The sequence below is a fragment of the Paenibacillus agri genome, assembly GCF_013359945.1.
GTDB classification, from domain to species: domain Bacteria; phylum Bacillota; class Bacilli; order Paenibacillales; family Paenibacillaceae; genus Paenibacillus_AQ; species Paenibacillus_AQ agri.
In genome coordinates, this window is record NZ_JABWCS010000183.1 from 1 (window position 1) to 22026 (window position 22026).

At 49.9% G+C, this 22026-nt stretch carries 22 protein-coding genes and 1 pseudogene; 9 read left to right on the forward strand and 14 right to left on the reverse strand.

All coding sequences use genetic code 11. The features are described from left to right. A pseudogene (locus tag HPT30_RS30325) lies at positions 1-668 on the forward strand (collagen-like protein); the annotation flags it as partial. 296 nt (positions 669-964) lie between these two features. Here HPT30_RS30325 and HPT30_RS02790 read toward each other — a convergent pair. Beyond that, the gene (locus HPT30_RS02790; protein ID WP_175369978.1) at positions 965-1897 is read right to left on the reverse strand and encodes a glycosyltransferase family 2 protein; all 933 of its coding nucleotides are present in this window, start codon (positions 1895-1897) and stop codon (positions 965-967) included. Positions 1898-2206: 309 nt separating this feature from the next. Here HPT30_RS02790 and HPT30_RS02795 point away from each other — a divergent pair, with 309 nt between their 5' ends. Continuing rightward, positions 2207-2935: a DsbA family oxidoreductase gene (locus tag HPT30_RS02795; protein WP_175369979.1), complete on the forward strand. Its 729-nt coding sequence runs from the start codon at positions 2207-2209 to the stop codon at positions 2933-2935. Positions 2936-3021: 86 nt separating this feature from the next. On the opposite strand, the gene HPT30_RS02800 is transcribed toward HPT30_RS02795, so the two are convergent. The 4 genes from HPT30_RS02800 to HPT30_RS02815 form a co-directional block, all read right to left on the reverse strand. Beyond that, a complete protein-coding gene (locus HPT30_RS02800) occupies positions 3022-4602 on the reverse strand; it encodes an oleate hydratase (protein ID WP_175369980.1) in 1581 nt (526 codons plus the stop codon). A gap of 198 nt (positions 4603-4800) precedes the next feature. Next, positions 4801-5388 (reverse strand): TetR-like C-terminal domain-containing protein, encoded by a 588-nt coding sequence (locus HPT30_RS02805; RefSeq protein ID WP_312876281.1) that lies wholly within the window; start codon positions 5386-5388, stop codon positions 4801-4803. Positions 5389-5415: 27 nt separating this feature from the next. Continuing rightward, positions 5416-5811, reverse strand: coding sequence for a hypothetical protein (locus HPT30_RS02810; protein ID WP_175369982.1), 396 nt, complete (start codon positions 5809-5811; stop codon positions 5416-5418). A gap of 46 nt (positions 5812-5857) precedes the next feature. Continuing rightward, positions 5858-6373, reverse strand: coding sequence for a hypothetical protein (locus tag HPT30_RS02815; RefSeq protein WP_175369983.1), 516 nt, complete (start codon positions 6371-6373; stop codon positions 5858-5860). Positions 6374-6674: 301 nt separating this feature from the next. On the opposite strand from HPT30_RS02815, the gene HPT30_RS02820 reads away from it, so the two are divergent. The 4 genes from HPT30_RS02820 to HPT30_RS02835 are packed head-to-tail and all read left to right on the forward strand — an operon-like array spanning position 6675 to position 9679. Beyond that, positions 6675-7340, forward strand: coding sequence for an amino acid ABC transporter permease (locus HPT30_RS02820; RefSeq protein WP_175369984.1), 666 nt, complete (start codon positions 6675-6677; stop codon positions 7338-7340). After that, positions 7321-7998, forward strand: a complete 678-nt coding sequence (locus HPT30_RS02825; protein WP_175369985.1) for an amino acid ABC transporter permease — start codon at positions 7321-7323, stop codon at positions 7996-7998. Before HPT30_RS02820 ends, HPT30_RS02825 begins: the two co-directional genes overlap by 20 nt. A gap of 22 nt (positions 7999-8020) precedes the next feature. Continuing rightward, positions 8021-8776 carry an amino acid ABC transporter ATP-binding protein gene (locus HPT30_RS02830; RefSeq protein ID WP_281364450.1) on the forward strand — a complete coding sequence of 252 codons (756 nt, stop codon included), beginning with the start codon at positions 8021-8023 and terminating at the stop codon, positions 8774-8776. A 21-nt stretch (positions 8777-8797) separates the two neighbouring features. Beyond that, a complete protein-coding gene (locus tag HPT30_RS02835; RefSeq protein WP_175369986.1) occupies positions 8798-9679 on the forward strand; it encodes a cysteine ABC transporter substrate-binding protein in 882 nt (293 codons plus the stop codon). A gap of 63 nt (positions 9680-9742) precedes the next feature. Here the strand turns inward: HPT30_RS02835 and HPT30_RS02840 are convergent, their stop codons facing one another. The 5 genes from HPT30_RS02840 to HPT30_RS02860 all read right to left on the reverse strand — a co-directional run bounded on the left by HPT30_RS02840 (position 9743) and on the right by HPT30_RS02860 (position 15005). After that, entirely contained in the window at positions 9743-10777 is a 1035-nt protein-coding gene (locus HPT30_RS02840; protein WP_175369987.1) for an RluA family pseudouridine synthase, read from the reverse strand. A gap of 73 nt (positions 10778-10850) precedes the next feature. Then, positions 10851-11036 carry a CLC_0170 family protein gene (locus HPT30_RS02845; RefSeq protein WP_175369988.1) on the reverse strand — a complete coding sequence of 62 codons (186 nt, stop codon included), beginning with the start codon at positions 11034-11036 and terminating at the stop codon, positions 10851-10853. Positions 11037-11087: 51 nt separating this feature from the next. After that, positions 11088-12308, reverse strand: a complete 1221-nt coding sequence (locus HPT30_RS02850; RefSeq protein ID WP_175369989.1) for a Ger(x)C family spore germination protein — start codon at positions 12306-12308, stop codon at positions 11088-11090. Further along, entirely contained in the window at positions 12305-13402 is a 1098-nt protein-coding gene (locus HPT30_RS02855) for a GerAB/ArcD/ProY family transporter (protein WP_175369990.1), read from the reverse strand. The genes HPT30_RS02850 and HPT30_RS02855 overlap by 4 nt, the downstream gene beginning before the upstream one ends. Further along, entirely contained in the window at positions 13353-15005 is a 1653-nt protein-coding gene (locus HPT30_RS02860; protein WP_175369991.1) for a spore germination protein, read from the reverse strand. The genes HPT30_RS02855 and HPT30_RS02860 overlap by 50 nt, the downstream gene beginning before the upstream one ends. 174 nt (positions 15006-15179) lie before the next feature. Between HPT30_RS02860 and recQ the strand changes: the two genes are divergently transcribed. From recQ to HPT30_RS02875, 3 genes are read left to right on the forward strand one after another with little or no spacing between them, the layout of a single operon-like run. Beyond that, on the forward strand, positions 15180-17015 hold the full coding sequence (gene recQ / locus HPT30_RS02865; protein ID WP_175369992.1) for a DNA helicase RecQ: 1836 nt from the start codon (positions 15180-15182) through the stop codon (positions 17013-17015). Positions 17016-17029: 14 nt separating this feature from the next. Next, entirely contained in the window at positions 17030-18949 is a 1920-nt protein-coding gene (locus tag HPT30_RS02870) for a B12-binding domain-containing radical SAM protein (RefSeq protein WP_175369993.1), read from the forward strand. A gap of 27 nt (positions 18950-18976) precedes the next feature. After that, the gene (locus HPT30_RS02875; protein WP_175369994.1) at positions 18977-19609 is read left to right on the forward strand and encodes a nucleotidyltransferase family protein; all 633 of its coding nucleotides are present in this window, start codon (positions 18977-18979) and stop codon (positions 19607-19609) included. 58 nt (positions 19610-19667) lie between these two features. Here HPT30_RS02875 and HPT30_RS29800 read toward each other — a convergent pair whose 3' ends face one another. The 4 genes from HPT30_RS29800 to HPT30_RS02890 form a co-directional block, all read right to left on the reverse strand. Next, positions 19668-20111, reverse strand: coding sequence for a Rossmann-fold NAD(P)-binding domain-containing protein (locus tag HPT30_RS29800; protein ID WP_246316899.1), 444 nt, complete (start codon positions 20109-20111; stop codon positions 19668-19670). Continuing rightward, on the reverse strand, positions 20078-20515 hold the full coding sequence (locus HPT30_RS29805) for a class I SAM-dependent methyltransferase (protein ID WP_246316900.1): 438 nt from the start codon (positions 20513-20515) through the stop codon (positions 20078-20080). Before HPT30_RS29805 ends, HPT30_RS29800 begins: the two co-directional genes overlap by 34 nt. A 256-nt stretch (positions 20516-20771) precedes the next feature. Continuing rightward, entirely contained in the window at positions 20772-20855 is an 84-nt protein-coding gene (locus HPT30_RS29810) for a putative holin-like toxin (protein ID WP_139084961.1), read from the reverse strand. A gap of 176 nt (positions 20856-21031) precedes the next feature. Continuing rightward, a complete protein-coding gene (locus HPT30_RS02890) occupies positions 21032-21985 on the reverse strand; it encodes an alpha/beta fold hydrolase (RefSeq protein WP_175369995.1) in 954 nt (317 codons plus the stop codon). Between the last annotated feature and the right edge of the window lie 41 nt (positions 21986-22026).

Here is a 22026-nt window from a genome sequence, read left to right on the forward strand (position 1 = left end):
CGGGAGCCGCCGGAGTGGCAGGTCCGGCAGGAGCGACAGGTTCGACGGGAGCCGCCGGAGTGGCAGGTCCGGCAGGAGCGACAGGCTCGACGGGAGCCGCCGGAGTGGCAGGTCCGGCAGGAGCGACAGGCTCGACGGGAGTAGCCGGGGTGGCAGGTCCGGCAGGAGCGACAGGCTCGACGGGAGTAGCCGGGGTGGCAGGCCCAGTGGGAGCAACAGGTGTAACGGGTGCAACAGGATCAACAGTATTAGGTTTTGCCGATTTTTTTGCCTTGATGCCTCCTGATAATGCAGCGACGGTTGCTCCAGGTACAGATGTAAGTTTTCCGCAAGATGGGCCTACAAGTGGTACTTCTATTCTCCGAACGGGTCCCAGTTCATTTAACTTGGCCGTTATTGGCACTTATCAGGTGCTGTTCCAAGTGAGTGTATCGGAAGCAGGGCAACTGATCTTAACGCTGAACGGTGCTGACTTGGCTTATACGGTGGTCGGGCGCGCCACAGGCACTTCCCAGATCGTTGAAATGGCTCTTGTAACCACAACACTTGTCAATTCAATACTCACTGTACGAAATCCAGCTGGAAACTCAACAGCGCTAACGATCACTCCTCTTGCTGGGGGTACAAGGCCAGTCTCTGCACACCTTGTTATTACTCAACTTGCGTAGAGTGATGGAAAATGCCAATTAAGCACTATTCATTCACCATGTACCTCGGGAAACTTGTCATATCAGACATGAGGAACTGCTATGGAAGAGAAGGATACTTCTGATCAGCAATCTTCACTCTGGGGGATAACCCTGATGATAAGAGTAGTCAATACCTTCTATCTTGCACCCGGATAAACAGGCAGCAAGTATGTTCGTCCGGGTGCAGAAAAAGGCCTGGAACCACATGGTTCCAGGCCTCAAGGTGAGGGCAATAAACTTTTTTATTTTACATAAGGCATCCATACAATAGGAGATTAGTCTATCATGTACTCCCTGTACTTGTTCTTGCGGGGATTTAATACGAAGAGGATGCCCTGGATATAACCGGAAACAGCACTCGTGTTGCGTTTTAGCGTTGATTTCCCTGTTAAATAGGTAAGTGTCCAGAGCAGGGCAGCATAACCGGTTAGCGGAGCTTGGCGCAGGTTCAGCAGATAATAATGATTGACCGCGGTCGCTCTGGCAACGCGTCCTGCTTTGTCGCGGGAGCTGGGGGATTCGTGATGCATAATTTTCATCTGGGGGTTGATGACTAGTTTGCCGTAGCGGCTGGCCAAATGACACATATAGATATCATCAGCTACTGCATAGCTGGTCATCCAGGGGTAGGGCTTCATATCCTTTAGGGCAGATCGTCGGAAGGACATATTGCAGCCATGAAAAAAATCGGTCTCAAACGTCTCCTTCGTTTCTCCCCATAGAAGCAGGGAGCCAGCGAGCGTGCTCGCGGATAGCTTGCCCGGTGAGCCTGACATTTGGCAGGTCAGTCGGCCGAGCAGCTTGCCCGAAGGACTGCTGGACAGCCCCTTGGCGATACCGCCAACGCCGACGATGCCAGGATCAGTTGCATAGGTATCCAGCATACGGCGGATATACAGGGGATCGTCCAGTTCGGCATCATCATCGAACGTTAAGAGGATGTCGCCGTCGGCGAGACTCACCGCTTCATAGCGTGAGAGCCAGACGCCTGGTTTGGTCTTCCGATAATATCGCAGCTTCGTCTGCGGCAGCCCAGCAAGTATGTTGCGGAACTGCTCCAGGGTCTCCTCCGGTATGTCCCCGTCATCCATAATGAGCAGCTCTATAGAGATGTCCTCTAGCTGAACTTGTCCAGCAATAGATTCAAGACATCGCGTGAGGTCACTTATCCGGTTGCGCGTTGGAATCACGATAGATAAATCATGCATGCCGCTGTCTCCTTCCAGGGGGGAGCGCTCCCCGCTATTCATCCGAAATTTCCGTTATCCCCATTCTACTCCCCGCCGAAGAAGAGCGTATATACCACTTTCGTTTACTTTTTTCAGAAAAGTCCAAACATTTTCCGCAACTTATTCATGTTAAAATCTTAAGTTCAATCTACACAGCCATTGTCAACGGTTTATAAGTTTGTAATTTCAAGTCTTTAACTATATAATAGTAAGTGACTTAATGGGTGAAAGATGTGAAAGATGTGAAAGATGTGAAAGATGTGAAGGATCATTTGGGAGGTTATAACGATGAGAATAGATATTTGGTCTGATTATGCATGTCCGTTTTGTTATATAGGAAAAAGAAGACTTGAGCACGCACTGAGTCAGTTTGCAGGCCGTGATAAAGTTGAGGTGATCTACCGCAGCTTCCAGCTGGATCCCCATGCTAAATCTGACGGCGATGTGACCATCCACGAAATGCTGGCTAAGAAATACGGCATGACTTTGGATAAAGCCAAGGCTATGAATGCACAGCTGACGGAACAGGCCCAAGGTGTAGGGTTGGATTTCCGTTTTGATACTATGGTGCATACGAACACATTCGACGGTCATCGTTTGAGTCACTATGCAGCCAAGCACGGAAAAGCTGCCGAGATGACCGAACGCCTGCTGCGCGCCTACTTCACGGATTCTCTGAATCTGGGTGATCGGGGTGTGCTTGTTAAGCTAGCTGGCGAAGTGGGACTGGATGAGGCGGACGCTGCGGCGATGCTGGCATCTGATGCGTACAGCGCCGAAGTTCATGCGGATATCGAGGAGGGTGCCCGCTTGAATATTACTGGTGTGCCGTTCTTTGTCTTCAACAATAAGTATGCTGTATCGGGCGCACAGCCTGGACCGGTCTTCTCAGAGGTGCTGGACACTGTGTGGGCAGAAGAGCAGGAAGCTCCGGCGCTACAGGTTGTGGGCCAACACAAAGGCCAAGGTCAAACAGCTGGCGATGACGGTTGTGTAGACGGCTCCTGCAGTCTGTAATCTGGTGTTCGGAACATAAAAAAGGCGAAAGAGAAGGAAATCCCTCGCTCTTTCGCCTTTTTGGCATATGAATAAAATCTAGGCCATTATCTGAAAGAAGTAATAAAGCTTGAGAACAGGCTTCGCACATCGTACTGATACTGGGTGATCGGTTCAATTGGGCGGTTGATGCCCAGCAGCGTGTATACGGCGATTCTGGCGGCTCTCACAGAGTATTCTTCAGTGAAAACAACATCGTCTGCAATTTCGCAATACTGTCCAATAAAGGCCAGGTTCGTGGAGCCTTCAGGTACCACCTGCGGTCTGTCGCTGTGCAGTCTCGGCATAAATTGGGACGTGATATAAGGCATCATGCACGGGATACAGTTGGCGGTGGCCATAATTTCTTCCCGGTGTGCTTCAAAATGAAGATGACCGATCAATTCCTCCATGATCTCTTCCCCGGTACAATCGCACATTCTCTTCTTCACGAAGTCGCCGACTTTGTCAGGGAACAAGCCATAACCCCAGAATACCCGGACATGCTCCGGCTGGTTGCGGAAGTGGGGCTGGAAGGCCAGCACAACCGACATGAGCCAACTGGATTCCTTAAAGGTGACCAGGGCGCCGGTACCGGCACGGTTACGTGTGAATTTCTCCATAAGATCGAAGAACTTGCTGTCCTTGAAGGTGACCGTGAAGGATTCCCATTTCGAGCCGTCCACATGATCTGCAAAAGAGGAAGGGTTACCGAGACCAGGCTTCTTGGCCGCGATATTCTCCCACAGCTTCCAGGAGCTGCCCTTGCCGTTCAGACTTGGCGCTTCAGTCATAGAGCCGAGGCTGGAGCCTTCGGTCATGGAGCCGTTGGTGATGATGACGAGATCGCCTTCTTTTACATCGATCACATCCGCTACACCTTGGCGCAGCACATTCATCCGGGTTACAGTAATGCCGTCGCCGTCCTTGAACTCCAGGTCAGTTACGGTACATTTCAGGGTAAAATCTACACCGAAGCCTTCGAGATATTTATGCATTGGCAAAATAATAGAGTCGTATTGGTTATACGGCGTACGGGTTACGCCCTCCAGGGTCTGAATTCTCGGGAACTCGTGGATGAAGCGTACCATGTATCGCTTGAATTCAACCGCACTGTGCCACGGCTGAAAGGCGAAGGTGGTTGCCCACATGAACCAGAAATTCGTTGTGAAAAAATGAGGGCCGAACAGGTCGTTGATCCGCGCTTTGCCCAGCTTCTCCTCTGGTGTGATGATTAGCTTGCCTAGTGTCAAGCGGTCAGCCATGTCGAAGCCCATCGATAGAACATCTTCTACCTCGCCTCGGCTATTGACCAGTCTGGCGTTGGAATGAGTCGGGTTGGCCATGTCGAAGGCCAGGATCTCATCCCGCACTGACAGGCCAGGCCGGTCGATGGATGGGATCGATGTCAGCAGTTCCCACGTATTCTCATAAGTTTCATCGTTGAGCATCCGCCCACCGCGGATTACATAGCCATTCTCTTCGTCGCCAGCCCCGTCGTTGCTACCACCCAGAATTTTCATTTCTTCAATGATATGAATGTTCTGTCCGGGAAAGTCACAGTCTCTGACCAGGTAAGATGCGCCGGCCAGGGACGCAATACCTCCACCTACAAAATAGACCTGTTTATCACGGTATTCTTCTCTCACAACTATCGCCTCCAAAGGGTTGCTGTAATCACACCCCTAATGTAATACAAGGCGGGAAGCGTGAGTATAATCAAAACCTTGGAAGTGTCGGGATTTTGGTCACTTGAGGGAAAGTGTCTAGTTTTTAGACAGGATTCAAAGAACTTCGCGAGGCATTCTTAAGAACGACTGCTTCGTAAAATCAAATTTGAATCAGATCTATAGGGATGGAGCCGACTTGTTCCCATACGTGTGCAGGGCTTTAACAAAGTTTCCCTCAAGCAGTTCGCTTAGCTTTTCTATAATCTGCTTGGGTGGCTCCTTCATGCCGTTCCTTATCCATTGGATGACTAATCCGGTAAAAGCCAGTGTGTAAAAGTTAGCGATGAATTCTTTATCGGTACTACTCACTTCCAGTCCTTCGGACAGCTCACGAATCACCCCCATGATCATGTCATGGGTCACTGAATAAAGATAGGCATCGAGATGATTCCGGCCCAAGGAATCCAGGGTGTTGCAGCAGAAGGCCTTGTTGCTCTCAATATAGCAGAATATTCTATAGAAACAGTCCGTCCACGTATTAAAGCTTCGATACTGGGCGATGCTTTCCAGCGCCTCTGTAGTATAGATCCAGCCTAGCAACTCAAAAATATCCTGAAAATGATAGTAGAAGGTCTGTCTGTTCAGTCCACAGTCATCTACAAGATGCTTGACGGTTATTTTGTTCAGCGGAGTATGCTCCATCAGACCTTTCAGTGAGTGGGCCAGCGCATTTTTGGTAATTATGGCATTAGACAAAGATATCACCTCCACATGTAGTTGCAACGTGTGAAACTAGGAATTTCTCCACCACTTGGCCAGCCGCACGATGCCTTCTACGATCAACCCGAAGACGAAGCCTCCGAGTGATAATACAGAGAAAGCGAAAAACCCCGTAAGATCCTGCCAGCCGGACATTTCTCTGGAGCTGTAAGTGAACATCACAAGAAAGCCTGCGGCAATCCCGACATTTGCCATCATCCAGACCAACCGGGCACCAAGCCATCCGAAGGTATGCAGAACAGCGGATATCGTAAGGGCAAACAGGGCGAACCGCAGCAGAAGTACAGCTTCAAAAGGCCGTCCGAGCAAGACGAAGCGATTCAGGCAGAGCAGCAGCCACAGCAGCAGACTGTAAATCCCCATCCACCGAAACCAGCGAGCTTCTTTGGCAGAAGGCAGAAATGACATCGTGACATTCTCCATTCTTGATTAGAGTTTGGCTGCAGAGTAGAAACTATAAGTTTCCGAGTGATTCGGCACTTTGCAAGACATGCTTCAACAGCTCCGGAATATCCTCCATCTGTTCCTCAGTAATTTGCCGCTTGAACTGTAATTCAATGCAGTTATGATAGCTATCCTCTTCCTGACCATATATAAAAGACAAGGACTGCACTGGCTGCAGATCCGGCCCCCAAATGGTATTCAGTGCACTGGCTATAACCGGGCATTCCTTAGAGGCATCGCTAATTTGCATATAAAAGCGTAGCAGCAGATGACAGCCGGGATCGCTTCCCGGCGTCTCCAGAATTTCATCGCTAAGCTCTTTTACAGAGGAACGAAGTACAATCTCGGAGGTGATATTCCGGTTCCCGATAAGCTGGAAGGAAAGCATAAATTCCCGGGACATGATCGCCAGATCCAGCAGATCTGACCGGTCTGTAACAATAAGGAGTCCATCCAGGTTGTCGTAGTCGTAAATTTGGTTCTCGATAGCGATTTTAATATTATCAAAGACGGTAGGATGGAACATGAGGGCACCTTCTTACTTTTATTTTTATTGTAACATGCCGCTAGACAGGGTTAAAAATGCATAAAACTTAGTTGACAAGTTGGAATTATATGAATATCATAAGTGTCGCAGGATGTAATTTATTTCCTTAAAATTGAATTAATTAAGAGATATTCTAGATTCAAAGATAGGTAGAGAAGATAGGTAAATCCAATGATACATATGGTACATAGAGTTAGTGTATCTATATAACCAATAAAAGCTATAAGAATAGTAATATTTAATGATGGTTTATATTTTCGGGGGCAGAGTGGGTGTGCATATGCAATTAAATTGGGAGTTTATGATAGAGAGCTTGCCGCTGTATGGTGCCGCGATGTGGCTGACCTTCAAGCTAGCCTTCTGGGGGATTTTATTCTCATTGCTGATCGGCCTGGTGTTCAGTGTGATTTTATATTACAAGGTCAAGGTCGTTAGTTCTGTGATCCTTGCTTATGTGGAGCTTTCCCGGAATACGCCGCTGCTGGTGCAACTGTTCTTCCTGTACTATGGCTTGCCTAAGGTCGGTGTTCATCTGAGTGAGACGGCTTGTGCCATCATCGGTCTGACTTTTCTCGGAGGGAGTTATATGACAGAAGCATTCCGTAGTGGGATCGAAGCCGTGGGGAGAACTCAGATAGAATCCGGTCTAAGTATTGGGCTGTCCAAGGTTCAACTGGCGAGATATGTGATCCTGCCGCAGGCGTTTGCGATCAGTATTCCGTCACTGGGGGCTAATGTAATATTCCTGCTCAAAGAGACGTCCATTGTCGGAGCCATCGCTCTGATGGATCTGATGAATGTGGCAAAGGATCTCATCGGCATGTATTACAAGACGGCGGAGTCGCTGCTGCTGCTGGTGCTGGCCTATCTGGTGATGGTGCTGCCACTGTCGCTGGTGCTGAGCTGGGTGGAAAGGAAGGTACGATATGCAGAATTCGGGGATTAGGGTGTTGTTTGAAGGCTCCAATTTTGAGCGCCTATTGGGCGGTCTGCTGGTCACGATAGAAATTGCATTTATCTCCATTATTATCGGTGTAGTGCTTGGGACCATTATGGGTCTGCTGAGAACACTGAATTCCCGGCCGCTGAAGGCCATCTTACGATTATATTTAGAGGCTTTCAGAATTATACCAATCCTGGTCTGGTTGTACGTGGTGCATTTCGGATTCTCTCCGCTGCTCGGCATTGATATAGACGGGGAAGTGACAGCCATCCTTGTGTTCAGCCTTTGGGGTGCGGCAGAAATCGGCGACATTGTTCGGGGAGGACTGGAATCCCTGCCTCGTCATCAACTGGAATCGGGAAAGGCGCTTGGCCTCGGCACCCGGCAGTTATACCGCTATATTCTTATTCCGCAGGCCGTGCGGCGAATGCTGCCCGGGGCGATTAATCTGGCAACACGGATGGTTAAAACGACTTCCCTGGTCGTGCTGATCGGAGTGATCGAAGTGGTGAAGATCGGACAGCAGATTATAGAGCTCGGCGTGATCAAAGCGCCGACGGCATCCTTTTGGGTATACGGATTCATCTTCATTCTTTATTTTCTTGTCTGTTATCCGTTATCCAGACTATCCAAGCGGGCAGAGCGCCGATGGCAAAATTAGATCTTAGGAAGGACAGATAGCGATGACACACCCGGAGGAAATTTTGCTGGAGATAGAGGGACTGGAAAAGAGCTTTGGTGACCGTAAAGTGCTGGAGGGGATCAACCTGCAAGTGGGCAAAGGCGAAGTGATCGTCATTCTTGGCCCCTCTGGCTGTGGGAAGAGCACCTTTCTACGATGTCTTAACGGCCTGGAGCCTGTCCAGGCCGGAAGGATTCATTATCGAAGTCAGGATCTGGCGAAGCCTGATGTAGATTTTCGCGAGGTGCGGCAGCATATTGGCATGGTATTCCAGAATTACGAGCTGTTCCCGCATATGACGGTCATCGAGAACATTCTGCTCGGCCCGCTGAAGGTGCAGAAGCGCAGCAGAGACGAAGCGCAGCGGCAGGCAGAGCAGCTGCTGGAGCGAGTGGGACTGCTCGACCGTAAGGATGCCTACCCGCGCCAGTTGTCTGGAGGACAAAAGCAGCGGATTGCCATTGTCCGGGCACTGTGTATGAATCCTGAAATTATGTTGTTTGATGAGGTGACAGCTTCACTCGATCCCGAAATGGTGCGCGAGGTGCTTGAAGTCATATTGGGACTGGCCAAGCAGGGAATGACGATGCTTATCGTCACCCATGAGATGGGATTCGCCAGGTCTGTCGGGGACCGGATTGTCTTCATGGATCAAGGAAAAATTTGCGAGATATCTTCACCGGAACAGTTTTTCACCTCACCGTCGACAGAACGTGCCCAGCATTTTCTGGATATATTTCAGTACGACAAATTATAGACTTAAGGGAGATGAAGAGAGATGAGAAAAGGATTAAAGTTGTTAACGACTATCGTGTTGACCAGTTTGCTAGTGGTGGGTCTTGCGGCTTGCGGCAATGGCAACGAGGACAAGAACAGTGGCAGTACCGGCTCCTCCAAGTTCGCTTCGATTGAGCAGTTGAAGAAGAACGGCAAAATCCGGATTGGTGTATTCGCGGACAAACCACCGTTTGGTTACGTAGATTCGGAGGGCAAAAACCAGGGATTCGACGTCTATATTGCCAAGCGTTTTGCGAAGGACTTGCTAGGCGATGAATCCAAGGCGGAGTTTGTTCTGGTGGACGCCGCCAGCCGTGTAGCGTATTTGGAATCCAATAAAGTAGATATTATTATGGCGAACTTCACGGTGACCGATGAACGGAAGGAAAAGGTCGATTTTGCTGATCCGTACATGAAGCTGTCCTTCGGGATTGTATCGCCGGACAGTGCGCCGATCACTGCCATTGATCAGCTGAAGGAGAAGGGCAAGAAGCTGATTGTCGCTAAAGGCACAACGGCTGAATCTTATTTCACCAAGGAGTATCCGGACGTGGAGCTGCTGAAATTTGACCAATACACAGAAATTTTCGCTGCACTCAAAGATGGACGCGGCGCGGCGATTGCCAACGATAATACCGAGCTGATCGCCTGGGCTAAGTCCAATCCCGGCTTTACAGTTAGCATCCCCGAGTTCGGCGGCCAGGACACCATTGCTCCAGCGGTAGCCAAGGGCAACAAGGAACTGCTGAACTGGATTAACAACGAGCTGGGCACGCTGGGCAAGGAAAAATTCATTCACGAGGCGTATAACGAGACCTTGAAAGAGGTATACGGGGAAGGCTTTACCGATCAACTGGTCGTAGAGGGCGGTAAAGTGGAGTAAGGCTTAAACATAGAAAAAGTCTGTCCCTCAGCTATGTCGATAGCTTGATGGGACAGACTTTTTTTATTTTATCGGCTCAGGCGAAGTATACTTCAGGAACGCTTTAGGGATCGGGCTCTCGAAGGTCAGTAATTCTTCTGTTCCCGGATGAACAAAGGATAGAACACGGGCATGCAGTCCGAGTCTGCCTACGGTTTTGGTCTCTGCTCCGTATTTCTTGTCGCCCGCAATAGGGTGGCCAATGTCGGCCATGTGGACACGGATCTGATTCTTCCGCCCCGTCTCCAGCTGTACCTCCAGCAGGGAGAAGTGGCGATTGGACTGGATCAGCTTGTAATGGGTAACCGCGTGAAGGCCGTCGCCTTCATAAGGGCTGGAATACATCTTGAGCGTAGCGGTTTCCTTCAGCCAGGAGCTGACGGTGCCTTCCGGTTTTTTAACTGCTCCTTCAACAAGCGCCACGTAAGAGCGTTCTTTCACAGTATCTTTCCAGGTATTCTGCAGGGCCTGCTGGATCCGTTCGCTTTTGGCAAACATCATGACTCCTGAGGTGTCGCGGTCCAAACGGTGTACGACGAAGATTCGATTCTTCGGGTTGCTGCGACGGACATGCTCCATAAGCTGACGGTAGGCGGTCACTTCATTTTCCTCTCCGGTAGCAATGGACAGCAGTCCCGCATCCTTCTGGATCACGATGATATCATCGTCCTCATGGACAATGGTGAGTCCGTTCAGCACTTCCGGCTGCACCGGTTTTTCCGTTTCGATCACAATACTGTAGCCCGGTTGAAGCTGGTAATTATGCTGGGTTGTCGTCTTGCCATTGACCGATACCTGACCACGGGCGAGGATGGATTTGATCGCATTGCGTCCACGTCCACTGATGTGACTGAGCAAAAAGGATAGCAGTTCCGCTGGCTCGGTTACTGTATAGGTTTTTGGTGGTGCCGGTGTTTTCGCCTTAGCACTTGGTTTGCTGTTAGGTTTGCTATGGGTTCTGGCCCCTGCTTTGGGTTGTGCTTTGTGTTGGGATTTACTTTTATGGGCAGGCTTCGCAGTTCTTGCAGAGGTCTCCCCGGGATTTCGTCTTGTGTTCATGTATGCATTCTCCGTCCTCTGATATTGTACTCTTCAATATACCATGGGCTCTGAAGAATTACTATTGTTGTAATCAGATATAGAAGAGGATCGCCGCTATGAAGATTATGAACAGGCCAAGATGTATCCAGCCGAAGAGGCGGGCATATTTCTTCTCCTTTTTCATATGGCCTACGGCATAAATTTTGGTATCTACGGTCAGCAGCAGGCCTCCTGAAATGAGCAGGGTGATCGCTGAGAAGATCAAAGTATTGAACATAAGGGAACTCCTTTCTGTGCTTAGAAAGACTCCACTGGATTTAGCATAATCCTATTCTATTTTGAGACCGATTCTTCGGATGTTGAGATCAAGCTTGAAATTAATATTAATCTTGGAATATAACAGCTCCCAATCGTTTTTGCTATGGATATTGGCTTTCCAGAAACCAGGTTTAAAGGCCCGGACTTTCTCTCCAGTTCCCAAAATATCGGAATGCTTCTTCTGCGTCTGATCAATTAGACTATTGAGGATTTTGCTCAAGCCTTCCTTCAATTCAGCTTCTATTACTTTCAGCTTCGCATCGGTATTGATACTCACGGACTCTTTCAGATGCTCGTCCAGCATGGCATCAAGAGAGATCTTATAAGTGATTTGGGGCTTCCCATCCACAATATGAACACTTCCTTTAGTAAATCGCTTAACAACCTTGATCATGATAGGGCCAAACGCTTTGGACTCAAAGAGTACGGAGTAGCCGCCAACGTCAATGCCTTTTATGGCCATGAATGCGCCTATTTCAATGGGGATTGTAGAACCTACCATGACACCATTGCTGAAATAAGCGAGCCCCTTTATAAAAATGTTTTTGTTATCGCGCATTTCGATATAGGGCAGATAGCCGTTCTGGCCCCACTTTGATTCCGATGACCAGTAAGCACCCAAATAATCGGCCGGGAATTTACCGGATTCTACGGCCTTCTCCATCATAGATAGAATATACAATGTAGGAACGCGCTGAAGAGGAGGGTTAACATCCATGAACTTATAAGCCTCCCCTTGCGAGACCAGCATCCAGGTCTGACGGCGGACCTCAGAATTACGGCGCAGATAATCATTCAAGTCTTCTAAGCTGCTGCGGGCAAACGCCTCGCTGATGATGATCACCCGCAGGTGAATCAGGTAGCGAGGATCCGAAATCTGCTGTTGCAGGTTGTTCATGGCATCATCAAGTGTGAGTCCGTATACTTGGACGACCCAGACGGGGTTCTGGCTGCCCGTACCGCCGCTCTCCCCGCTGCTTGGCCCCAGTGGTACCCTGCCAGGAACAGCAATTTGGGCAGTCACCCGAATCATTGGAAGTTTGATGGTGTCCTTGAGATGCGTGACCTGATCATCCTCGGGATGAGTTCCTTCAGCAACCTTGTCAATAGATAGTCCTAATACAAGTGCGCGGTCTTCAATCTCAAGCTGATCCCAGCAGCCAGTGAGCAGGGGAGTCAGCATCAATAGAACCAAGAACAAGGGTAAAGAGCGGCAGATGTGTGTATTCATGCAGAACGCCCCCTTTTTTCTCGAATAGTAGCTGTGAGCCACAGCAGAAAAGGATAGAAGGTCAACAGGATCAGACCAAACATGGCTGTTGCTGAAGCGATATCGTAAGTTTGAAAGACATTATCCGGCAGGAGCGAGGAACCAAAGATAAATGGCAGCAGAAAGCTGGCAACAAGTCGATGATCCTGGAAACGGGCGAGTTCCTTGAAGGCATAGGCAGCCATATAGAAGTTGGAGAATATAGTAGTGAAAATAGAAATGACCCAAACAATAATAAAAATGGCATCAAAGCGCTCTAGCAGGCCTGCGCCAAGGGAGATGGAACGTGCCGTCTCCAGAGTAGGGTAAAAGAGTAGAAGTGTCTCCTGCGCGCCGAACATGCCTACGGATACGATAACTATTAATACATAGATGCTCACAATCAGCAGCAAGGCACTTGCGCCGGCTTTCATCACCTTTTGGGGTTTCTTCATGAAAGGAACCAGCAGCGTCAGGATAAAAGTCCCTTGATACAGTGAGGCGGAAGTCAGCATTCCTGTCGTGAATTTGCGGGGAGTCAACTGGTTGCCGGTTACCGGCAACAAATTCAGAACGTCTATTTCCTTCAAAGATACAAGAATGATGATCAGAACAGGGAGTAAAATGAGGGGCAGATAGAAGGCGTGTATGTATGTGAATTTGACAATGTTTCGGCGGATAGATAGGCAACCGAGCAGCAGCATCAGGAGGATCACGGCTTCAATGGGGGTCTTCTTGAAAATCACGGAGACACATACCTCGCCAAATTGTCGCATGGTGATACCGCTGGAGAAGGCGAAGAATACTACAATCAGACCAGTGAGAAAATCCGCGAGTCCTGCACCCACCAGACGGCGACTGAATATGAATAAGGTCTCGTTCGGGAATTTGCGGCATACTGAGGCTGTAAACCAGAAGCCGATGAATGCGATGAAAATGCCGGAAGCTGTCACCATAGGAGCGCCACTGTCCCCAGCCTCTGCCATAAAGCGGGGAAAGGTTAAAATGCCTATACCGATAATCGTACTAACGATGACCGCCACGGCCTGCATCGTGGTTATGGGGCGGTTGTTCATCCAAATCACCTTCCTCGGTAAAGATCTTTTCTGTATAGGTCTGAGGGGTATGCCGGGCAAGCCTGGTAGGATCAGGTGCATTTAAAAAGCTGGGGCGCTGTCTCATCCACCATAAGGGTGCGCGGACCAGCGCATCTTTCATATCTCTTATTTTGGCTGGCATGTAAGGGATCATGTAAGGTACGCCAAAGGATTCCAGAAACAACAGATGATTGACGATAAAGATCGTGCCAATCATTACTCCGTACAGACCGAACAGACCGGCCAGCAGAATCAGGGGGAAGCGCAGCATTCGCAAGGCAATGGCTGCGTTATAGGCTGGCGTGGCAAAAGAGCCGATGGTGGTCAGAGCGACAATGACCACTGTCGTTGGGCTGGACAGGCCCGCCGAGACCGCCGCTTGTCCGACGACAAGGACACCTACAATTGATAACGCTCCGCCGATCATTTGCGGCAGCCGAATGGTTGCTTCGCGCAGCACTTCCATGGAGATTTCCATGATTAGTACTTCCAATACAGCCGGAAAAGGCACACCAGCTCTTCCGCCGGAGATGGCTACTGCGAATTCGGTAGGCATGAGTTCGGGATTGAAAGAGATGACGGCTACATACAATGCGGGGAAGAACAGGGAGAACATCAAGGCAATCAGCCGGATGATACGGATCAGACTGCCCACAATAAAACGTTCATTGTAATCGTCAAGAGTCTGAAAGAACTGATTGAAAAGTGCCGGCACAATCAGAGAAAAAGGCGAACCGTCTACCAAGATAATTACTCTGCCCTCCAGCAGTGCGGCTGTGGTTTTGTCGGGACGCTCGGTCGGCTGCACCTGAGGGAACGGGGATAACGGTTGATCTTCAATAAACTGTTCAATGTATCCGGCGTCAATAATGCTGTCGGCTTCAATTAACGACAACCTGCGCAGCACTTCTTCAATAAGCCTCGGCTCGGCAATGCCTTCGATGAAGCAGACTGCGGCCTGCGACTGAGTTCGAACACCTAGCGGGCAGGTCTGAACACGGAAGTCCGGAGTTTGGAGACGGTAGCGGAGCAGGGAAAGGTTCGACTCCAGATTCTCGATAAATCCTTCGCGGGAGCCGCGAATAATCTGTTCTGTCTGTGGTTGTTCAATGCTTCGCTTCTCGATCTGCCTCAAGCTGAAATAAAGTGCCTGGTTCATCCCCTCTACCAGAACTGCAACATTCCCCTGGATGATGGTGCCAGGGAGGGCGTACAGTTCCGATAACCGGCCTCCCTTAGCAACATGCACAGTCATATTCCAGATGTAATCGGCAAGAGCATCCATCGCACTAGGAATAACTGAGATGTCCTCCGGTTCAGTCATCAATGGCTTGAGTACATATTCATGAAGCTGGTTCTCATCTACTACCGAAGACAAGAATATAATTGCTGCATCCTGCCTGCCGTACAGCTGGAACTGACGAACGACCAGATCGCCGTCTTCGCCCAGCACTTGCTGGATATCCTGCAGATTTTGCTTCAGATTGATTCCCAGTTTCACTTCCTTGGCGGGACTCGCGGAAAACTGCTGTTTGTTCTGTTTTTCTTTGAAAGACAGGTATTTTTGTTTCCAATCCTCCACAGGTCGCGCCGCCTTCCTATGATATAGTTTCTATATAAAGCTTGGCTCAAACCTAGTCTTTTTATGTGCTTTTTTCAAAAGAAGAAAGGGAACCGGAAATGTGGTTGGGCGGTTGCTCATTACTCCCATGCCCGGTAAACTAAAGAGAGATAGATCTAAGGAGTTATGATAGAGATGACTATGCAAGCACCTACTATGGAACAGGCGCAGGTTGAACTGCAAAAATATTACGGCTATCCCGATTTTCGGGAGGGTCAAAAGAAAATCGTCGGAAATCTGCTGGAAGGCCGCGACACACTAGGGATTATGCCTACTGGGGGCGGGAAATCCATCTGTTATCAGGTGCCAGCCCTGCTGATGCCGGGCCTCACATTGGTAATCTCTCCTCTGATCTCGCTGATGAAGGATCAGGTGGATGCGCTCACTACGGCGGGCATCCCGGCTGCGTATATCAACAGTACGCTCAGCGGCAAGGAGGTCAATGAACGCATCCGGGCGGCGCGCCGGGGCGACTTGAAGCTGCTATATGTCGCACCGGAACGCCTGGAACTGGACTGGTTCCGCTTGGAAATGGCGGGGTTGTCCATTTCTTGTGTAGCTGTGGACGAGGCGCACTGTGTCTCCCAGTGGGGGCATGACTTCCGTACCAGCTATCTTTCCGTATCGCCATTCGTAGATGAACTGCCACAGCGGCCGATTCTGGCGGCATTCACGGCGACGGCTACGCCGGAGGTCATGGAGGATATCGTCCGTCTGCTGCGCTTGCGCGAGCCGGGTGTCTTCATGACCGGACTTGGGCGAGACAATCTGGCGATGTCCGTCCTGCGCGGCGAGAACAAGCGTGAGTTCGTAATGGACTACGCGGCTTCGCATACACACCAGCCGGGCATTATTTATGCGGCGACCCGTAAGGACGTTGACGATCTGTATCAACGGCTGCTTAGCAGCGGGATTGCTGCTGGACGTTATCATGCCGGTATGAATGACCAGGAACGGGCGGAAAGCCAGGAAGGTTTTCTCTATGATGACATCCGGGTAATGGTGGCGACGAATGCGTTTGGCATGGGGATCGACAAGTCCAACGTCCGTTATGTCATTCACTACAACATGCCGAAGAATATGGAGGCGTACGTTCAGGAAGCAGGCCGTGCCGGACGGGACGGTGAGCCGAGTCAGTGTATTCTGCTGTTCAGTGCCCAGGATATTATGACCCAGAAATTCCTGATCGAGCAGAATCCGCAGGACCCGGAACGCAAAGCTAATGAATACCGCAAGCTTCAGCAGATGATCGAATACTGTTATTCCACCCGGTGTCTGCGCAGCGCTCAGCTCGATTATTTTGGCGAGGTCCATAAGGACAAGCCTTGTGGTATTTGTAGCTCCTGTACCGATGAGCGTGAGTTAGTGGACATGACGGTGGATGCGCAAAAAATCTTCTCCTGCATTCATCGCATGCGTGAGCGCTTTGGCGTTGCCTTGGTGGCCTCTGTGCTGAAAGGCTCCCGTAATCAGAAGGTGCTGCAATACGGCTTCGAGTCGCTGCCCACCCATGGTGCGATGTCCGGAAGGACGGAGAAGGAGATTACCGAGAGCATCAACGTGCTGATCTCGGAAGGATATCTGGCCCTGTCGGAGGGACAGTATCCGGTGGTTCGCCTGCAGCTTCCGGCTGCGGAGGTGCTGCGTGGTCAGCGTCAGGTGCTGCAGCGGGTGGCGCGGCCATCGCGGGCCGGGTCATCTTCAGGCTCACGTGATCGCAGCCGGGTCCGCGATTTGTCGCCGTCGGCAGTTAACGAGACGGTGTTCGAGCAGCTTCGCCTGATTCGGCGCGAGCTGGCAGGCCGGGAGCATGTGCCGTCCTACATTATTTTCAATGATGCGACTCTGCGTGAGATGAGTGTGGTTTGCCCGCAGACCGAAGCGGAAATGCTGAGGGTGAAGGGTGTCGGTGAAGTGAAATACCGCAAGTATGGCAAGCCGTTCCTTGAGTTTTTCCAAAATGACATGTAAAGAGGGCGCTGCGCATGAAAATCATCCTGGCTACATTAAATGCCAAGTACATTCACACCTCGTTAGCGATTCGCCTGCTCAAGGCGTATAGTCAGCATGAATTCAGTGATATTCATTTGGCGGAGTACACAATTAAGGACCCTGTAATGAATATGGTATCTGACCTGTTCCAGAGACGTCCGGATGTGATCGGATTCTCCTGCTATATCTGGAATATCGAGGAGACGATCAAGCTGATCGCTATCCTCAAGAAAGTCATGCCCGAAGTGACGATTGTGCTTGGCGGACCGGAAGTGTCTTATGAGCCGCTGTACTGGATGAAGCGCGAGCCTGGTATTGATTTTATAGTCAATGGTGACGGCGAAGAGACGTTTCATCATTTGCTCCAGGAGCTGCGGGACGACCACAAGTTCCATTTTGTATATGGTGTGGCTTATCGCAAGGGAGAGGAACTGATCGTCAATCCGCCTAGGCCGAAAAGCGATCTGAACACATTGCCCACGCCGCATCGGTTTCCCGATGATCTGCCGGACTTAAGCAAGCGGATCGTTTATTTTGAGACCAGCCGGGGCTGTCCCTTTAACTGTCAATTCTGCCTGTCCAGTATTGAGGTCGGTGTCCGGTATTATGATATTGAGCGTGTGAAGTCTGACCTGCTCTACCTGATTGACAATGGAGCCAAGATTATCAAGTTCCTTGATCGAACCTTTAATATTAACCGCAATTATGCGATGGAAATGTTCCAGTTCCTGATCGATAATCACCGGGGCTGTGTGTTCCAATTTGAGATTACGGCGGATATTATGCGGCCAGAGGTGCTGGATTTTCTGGCGGAAAATGCGCCGCCGGGGATCTTCAGGTTCGAGATTGGCGTGCAGTCGACCAACGATGAAACGAATGAACTGGTCAAACGCCGCCAGAACTTTGCGAAGCTGTCGCGTACGGTCATGAAGATTAAGGCCAGTGGCAATATTGACCAGCATTTGGATCTGATCGCCGGACTGCCGCAGGAGGATTACGCAACGTTCCGCAAGACCTTTAATGATGTGTTTGCGATGGAGCCGGAAGAATTGCAGCTGGGCTTTCTGAAAATGCTGCGCGGCACCGGACTGCGTGCGCAGGCAGCCAAATATGAGTACACGTATATGGAGAACGCTCCTTATGAAATACTGAGCAGTCATGTGATGACCTTCGGCGACATTATCCGTCTGAAACGGCTGGAGGATGTGCTGGAGAAATACTGGAACAGCCACCGGCTGGATCATTCCATTAAGTATTTGATTCGTCATGTGTTTCCATCGCCCTTTGACTTCTTTCAGGAATTCGGAGACTACTGGGAGGAACGAGGCTGGCAGAAGATCGGGCATCAATTGGAGGACCTGTTCAGCAGGCTGCATGATTTCCTCACAGAGCGCGGCACACCGTCAATGGATATCATCACCGGACTCATGAAGCTCGACTATTTCCTTGGACACAAGTACAAGCCGCGTAAAATCTGGTGGGAGCCTACGATCGGCAAGTCACAGTGGGGTGCTTGGTTGAAGCAGATTGCTGCGAATCCAGAAATGCTGTCCAGGGAACTTTCAGGGGCAAGGATGGAGATTAATGAGCGCGAGCTGCAAAAATATGCCGTGCTGGAACTGCTGTCCTTCCCCCTTGATGAAGTGCTGGCGTCCATCAGCGGATTACGGGCTGATGAGGGCATGACTGTCGGAGCCGAAGCTGCCACCGGAACCGGGAACACCGCCACAGCCCCAGGCGGGGCTGAAGCTGCTGTCCTGGCGGGAGAGGAAGTGTTCGCCCAGGCATCTGCACAGGCGGACATCTCCACTCTTGTCGCCGATGCTAAGGCGGGCGGGAGCACATTGCTCATCGTGCTGTACCAGCAGGATGAGAGCGGAAAGCCGAAGTATTATACCATGCCCTTGGTCTAGGGAAGAGGAAGGAAGGGGGAAAAGGGCATGCAGAGAATTCTCCAGTATGATCTGCTCAGCAACTCAACATCAAAAAATCCGGCTGAGGATGCAGAGTTGAGTCAAAGACTAATTGAAATTATCACCGGAAGCTCCTGGTTGATGAACTTATTTCACGGCGCCCAGACGCTGGAACCCCACCCTTATTACATTGGTGCAGGCTGTCTTGTCCAGACGGTCTGGAATGAGCTGACTGAACGGCCGTTGAACTACGGGATTGAGGATATCGATATCGTCTATTACGACAGTGCTGATCTCAGCTACGAAAGCGAAGATGCAATGATTTTGAAAGCCAAGGCGTTGTTCGCTGACATCCCTATTCCTGTTGATATGAAGAATCAGGCCCGTGTCCATCTCTGGTACCCCGATAAATTCGGAATAGATCTTAAGCCTTACACTACATTGGAGGCGGCGCTTGATACATGGCCAACAACAGCAACCTGCTTGGGTGCAAGGCTGAACAGGGATGGTAGTTGGCAGATTTATGCCCCATACGGTCTGGAGGATTTGTTTAGATTGACTGTTCGTCCGAATAAGGCGCTGATCAATGAAACGATCTACCTCAGCAAAGCACGGAAGTGGGCGGATAAATGGCCAGAGCTGCAAATTGTACCTTGGTAGTAATGTCTTGATCTCATAAGGTTCAAGGGTAAAGGTGACCGGAGCATCATATAGAAGTTCATATTCTGGCGACAGCTAGCATATGCGGACTCATCCCCAGCAGGCTTTCCTGTTCTTCTATCAGTGAACATAGTTTCAGTAGTTCCGCTCTACTGTGTGCGTTCTTCCACTTCTCAGCTAGTGCAGGTACGATCCACACCGGCCCTTCAACAGCTAACGTCTTAGTGTCCATGAAGCCTGCTTCGGCAAGTTCGCTATTCAATTCCTCAGGCAGGTGGAAAAAGGCCCGGGAGATAAAAGAAGGATAAGCCTCTGGCCGAATATGCTGACCATCTGTCAGTTCCTGTGTAATCATTGCTGAAAAAACGGGATCTTCCAAATAGTCGTTTTGCCCGCCGTATACAGATAATCCCCATAAGGTTGAACTAAAGCGGGAAATCGCAGAGACAATAATAATTCCGCCGGGTTTTAGAACTCTCTTGGCTTCATGTAGCGCTGCCATTCGTTCTTCTCGTTCAGGTAAATGATAGAGTGTCCCATTAGTAATACAAGATCCGCGCTATGATCAGGCCGCGCAATGTTTCGGGCATCGGCAACCTCAATGGTATGAATGGGGACGATTTGGCCGGAATTTTGCAAGGACCGTGCATATTCAACGGCTTTGGGTGCAAGCTCAAACATATGAACCTCATGTCCCATTTCTGCCAGCCATCGGGAATAAACGCCTATGCCTCCGCCGATATCGTAGATGACTTTTCTATCACCTTTGTCAGTAGAAATGTACCTGGAGATAATCTCTTTAGTACGTTCCCATTCTATAACACCGATGCCATGCTCAAGACGTCCAATTTCTCTACCCGCATTGTAGTAGTCGAGGATTTGCATCAGCCCGTCTGAATCATTCATGTATACCAACCTCCTTGTTATATGAGATATTTTACAGCCTGCGAAGTAAAGACAGCTGTGACATATTGACTTCATATGAAACATTATACATTCAGAATGATCTGGCTACCGATTATGTAATAATATGGACTATGCTATAATAGGTATGAAAAAGGAGCCGTGCGGCAAACACGGTTCCCAGCGTACAACCACTGCTTCATAGCAGTCGGCCGTTATCGCTTGTGACTGGAATAGACCGTTACCTTGCCGGGGCGGTCTATTTCTTTTTTAGATAGGCGAGCAACGCGAGTATAAACATGCCAAAAGCGAACATTAAAGTTAGAGCATCCTTGACTTCCATTCGTGTCACCTCCTTATTAAGGAGGATAGACCGTGGCGATTAGAAGCAGTGTTGTACAATAAAAATGATATCATATATATAAATTAAAAGAATGGAGCATTAGTAGATTTATAGCGATTTGTAAAAAGACAGGCTGTTCCTTAATTAAGGAATAGCCTGTCTTTGTTTATCTAGGATTAGGACTGTAGCAGTGCCTTCCCGGCGGGAAGATGATGCACCAGCCAATCCAGTAGATCTGCGGTAACCTGATCGCGGTTAACTTCATTTAGCATCTCGTGCCGCCCTCCGGGGTATAACCGGCAAGTCACATCCTGAATTCCCTTGTTTTTATACAACTCTACCAGCTTTAGCACACCTTTGCCCTTCATGCCGACAGGATCCAGTTCCCCAGAGAACAGATACACTGGTTTGTCTATGCATAAGGAGGCGAGTGATGTCTCGGAATGGATATCACGCAGCAGCCGGAAGAAATCGCGGAAAAAGCGGGTGGTGCAGATCGCGCCGCAAAAAGGGTCGGATACAAAGCGGTCAACCTCATCCGCATCGCTGCTTAGCCAGTCAAAGGGGGTTCTTGCCGGCAAGAACCCGTGGTTGTAGCTGCCGAATACAAGGCCGTTTAACAACACGCTGCGATGCAGTTCTCCTTGAAGGCGGTACTGGAGGTTGGCCAGGGATTCCCCGATACTCAGCATACTGCGCGGTCCGTTGGTACCGCTCAGAATATACCCGGCATAGGTGGAACTGCCCTCTTCGCACATCAGCTTTTGGGCCAGAAAGGAGCCCATGCTATGTGCAAACAGAAAGATCGGCAGATCTCTATGCCTGGAGGTTGCAATCTCGGCGACCTGTAGCAAATTACGACGCATCCAGTAGAAGCCATCCTCACCAGTATCGCCAAGCAGATTCACTTGGCCTGCTGTTTTACCATGGCCCCGGTGATCATTGGCGTATACGGCATATCCCGCTGACGTCAGCGCCTTCGCGAAGCGGGCATAGCGGGCCGCCGTCTCGGCCATCCCATGCGAGATTTGCACGATGCCTCTGACAGTAGCACCGGGCTCCGGCAGCCATTCATAGACATGTATATCGACCCCGATGGGATCAGTCATTGTAAAACTATTTTCCAACATAGCCCTTCCTCCTGAAAAAGATTGTGGGCAAAGACACTGGA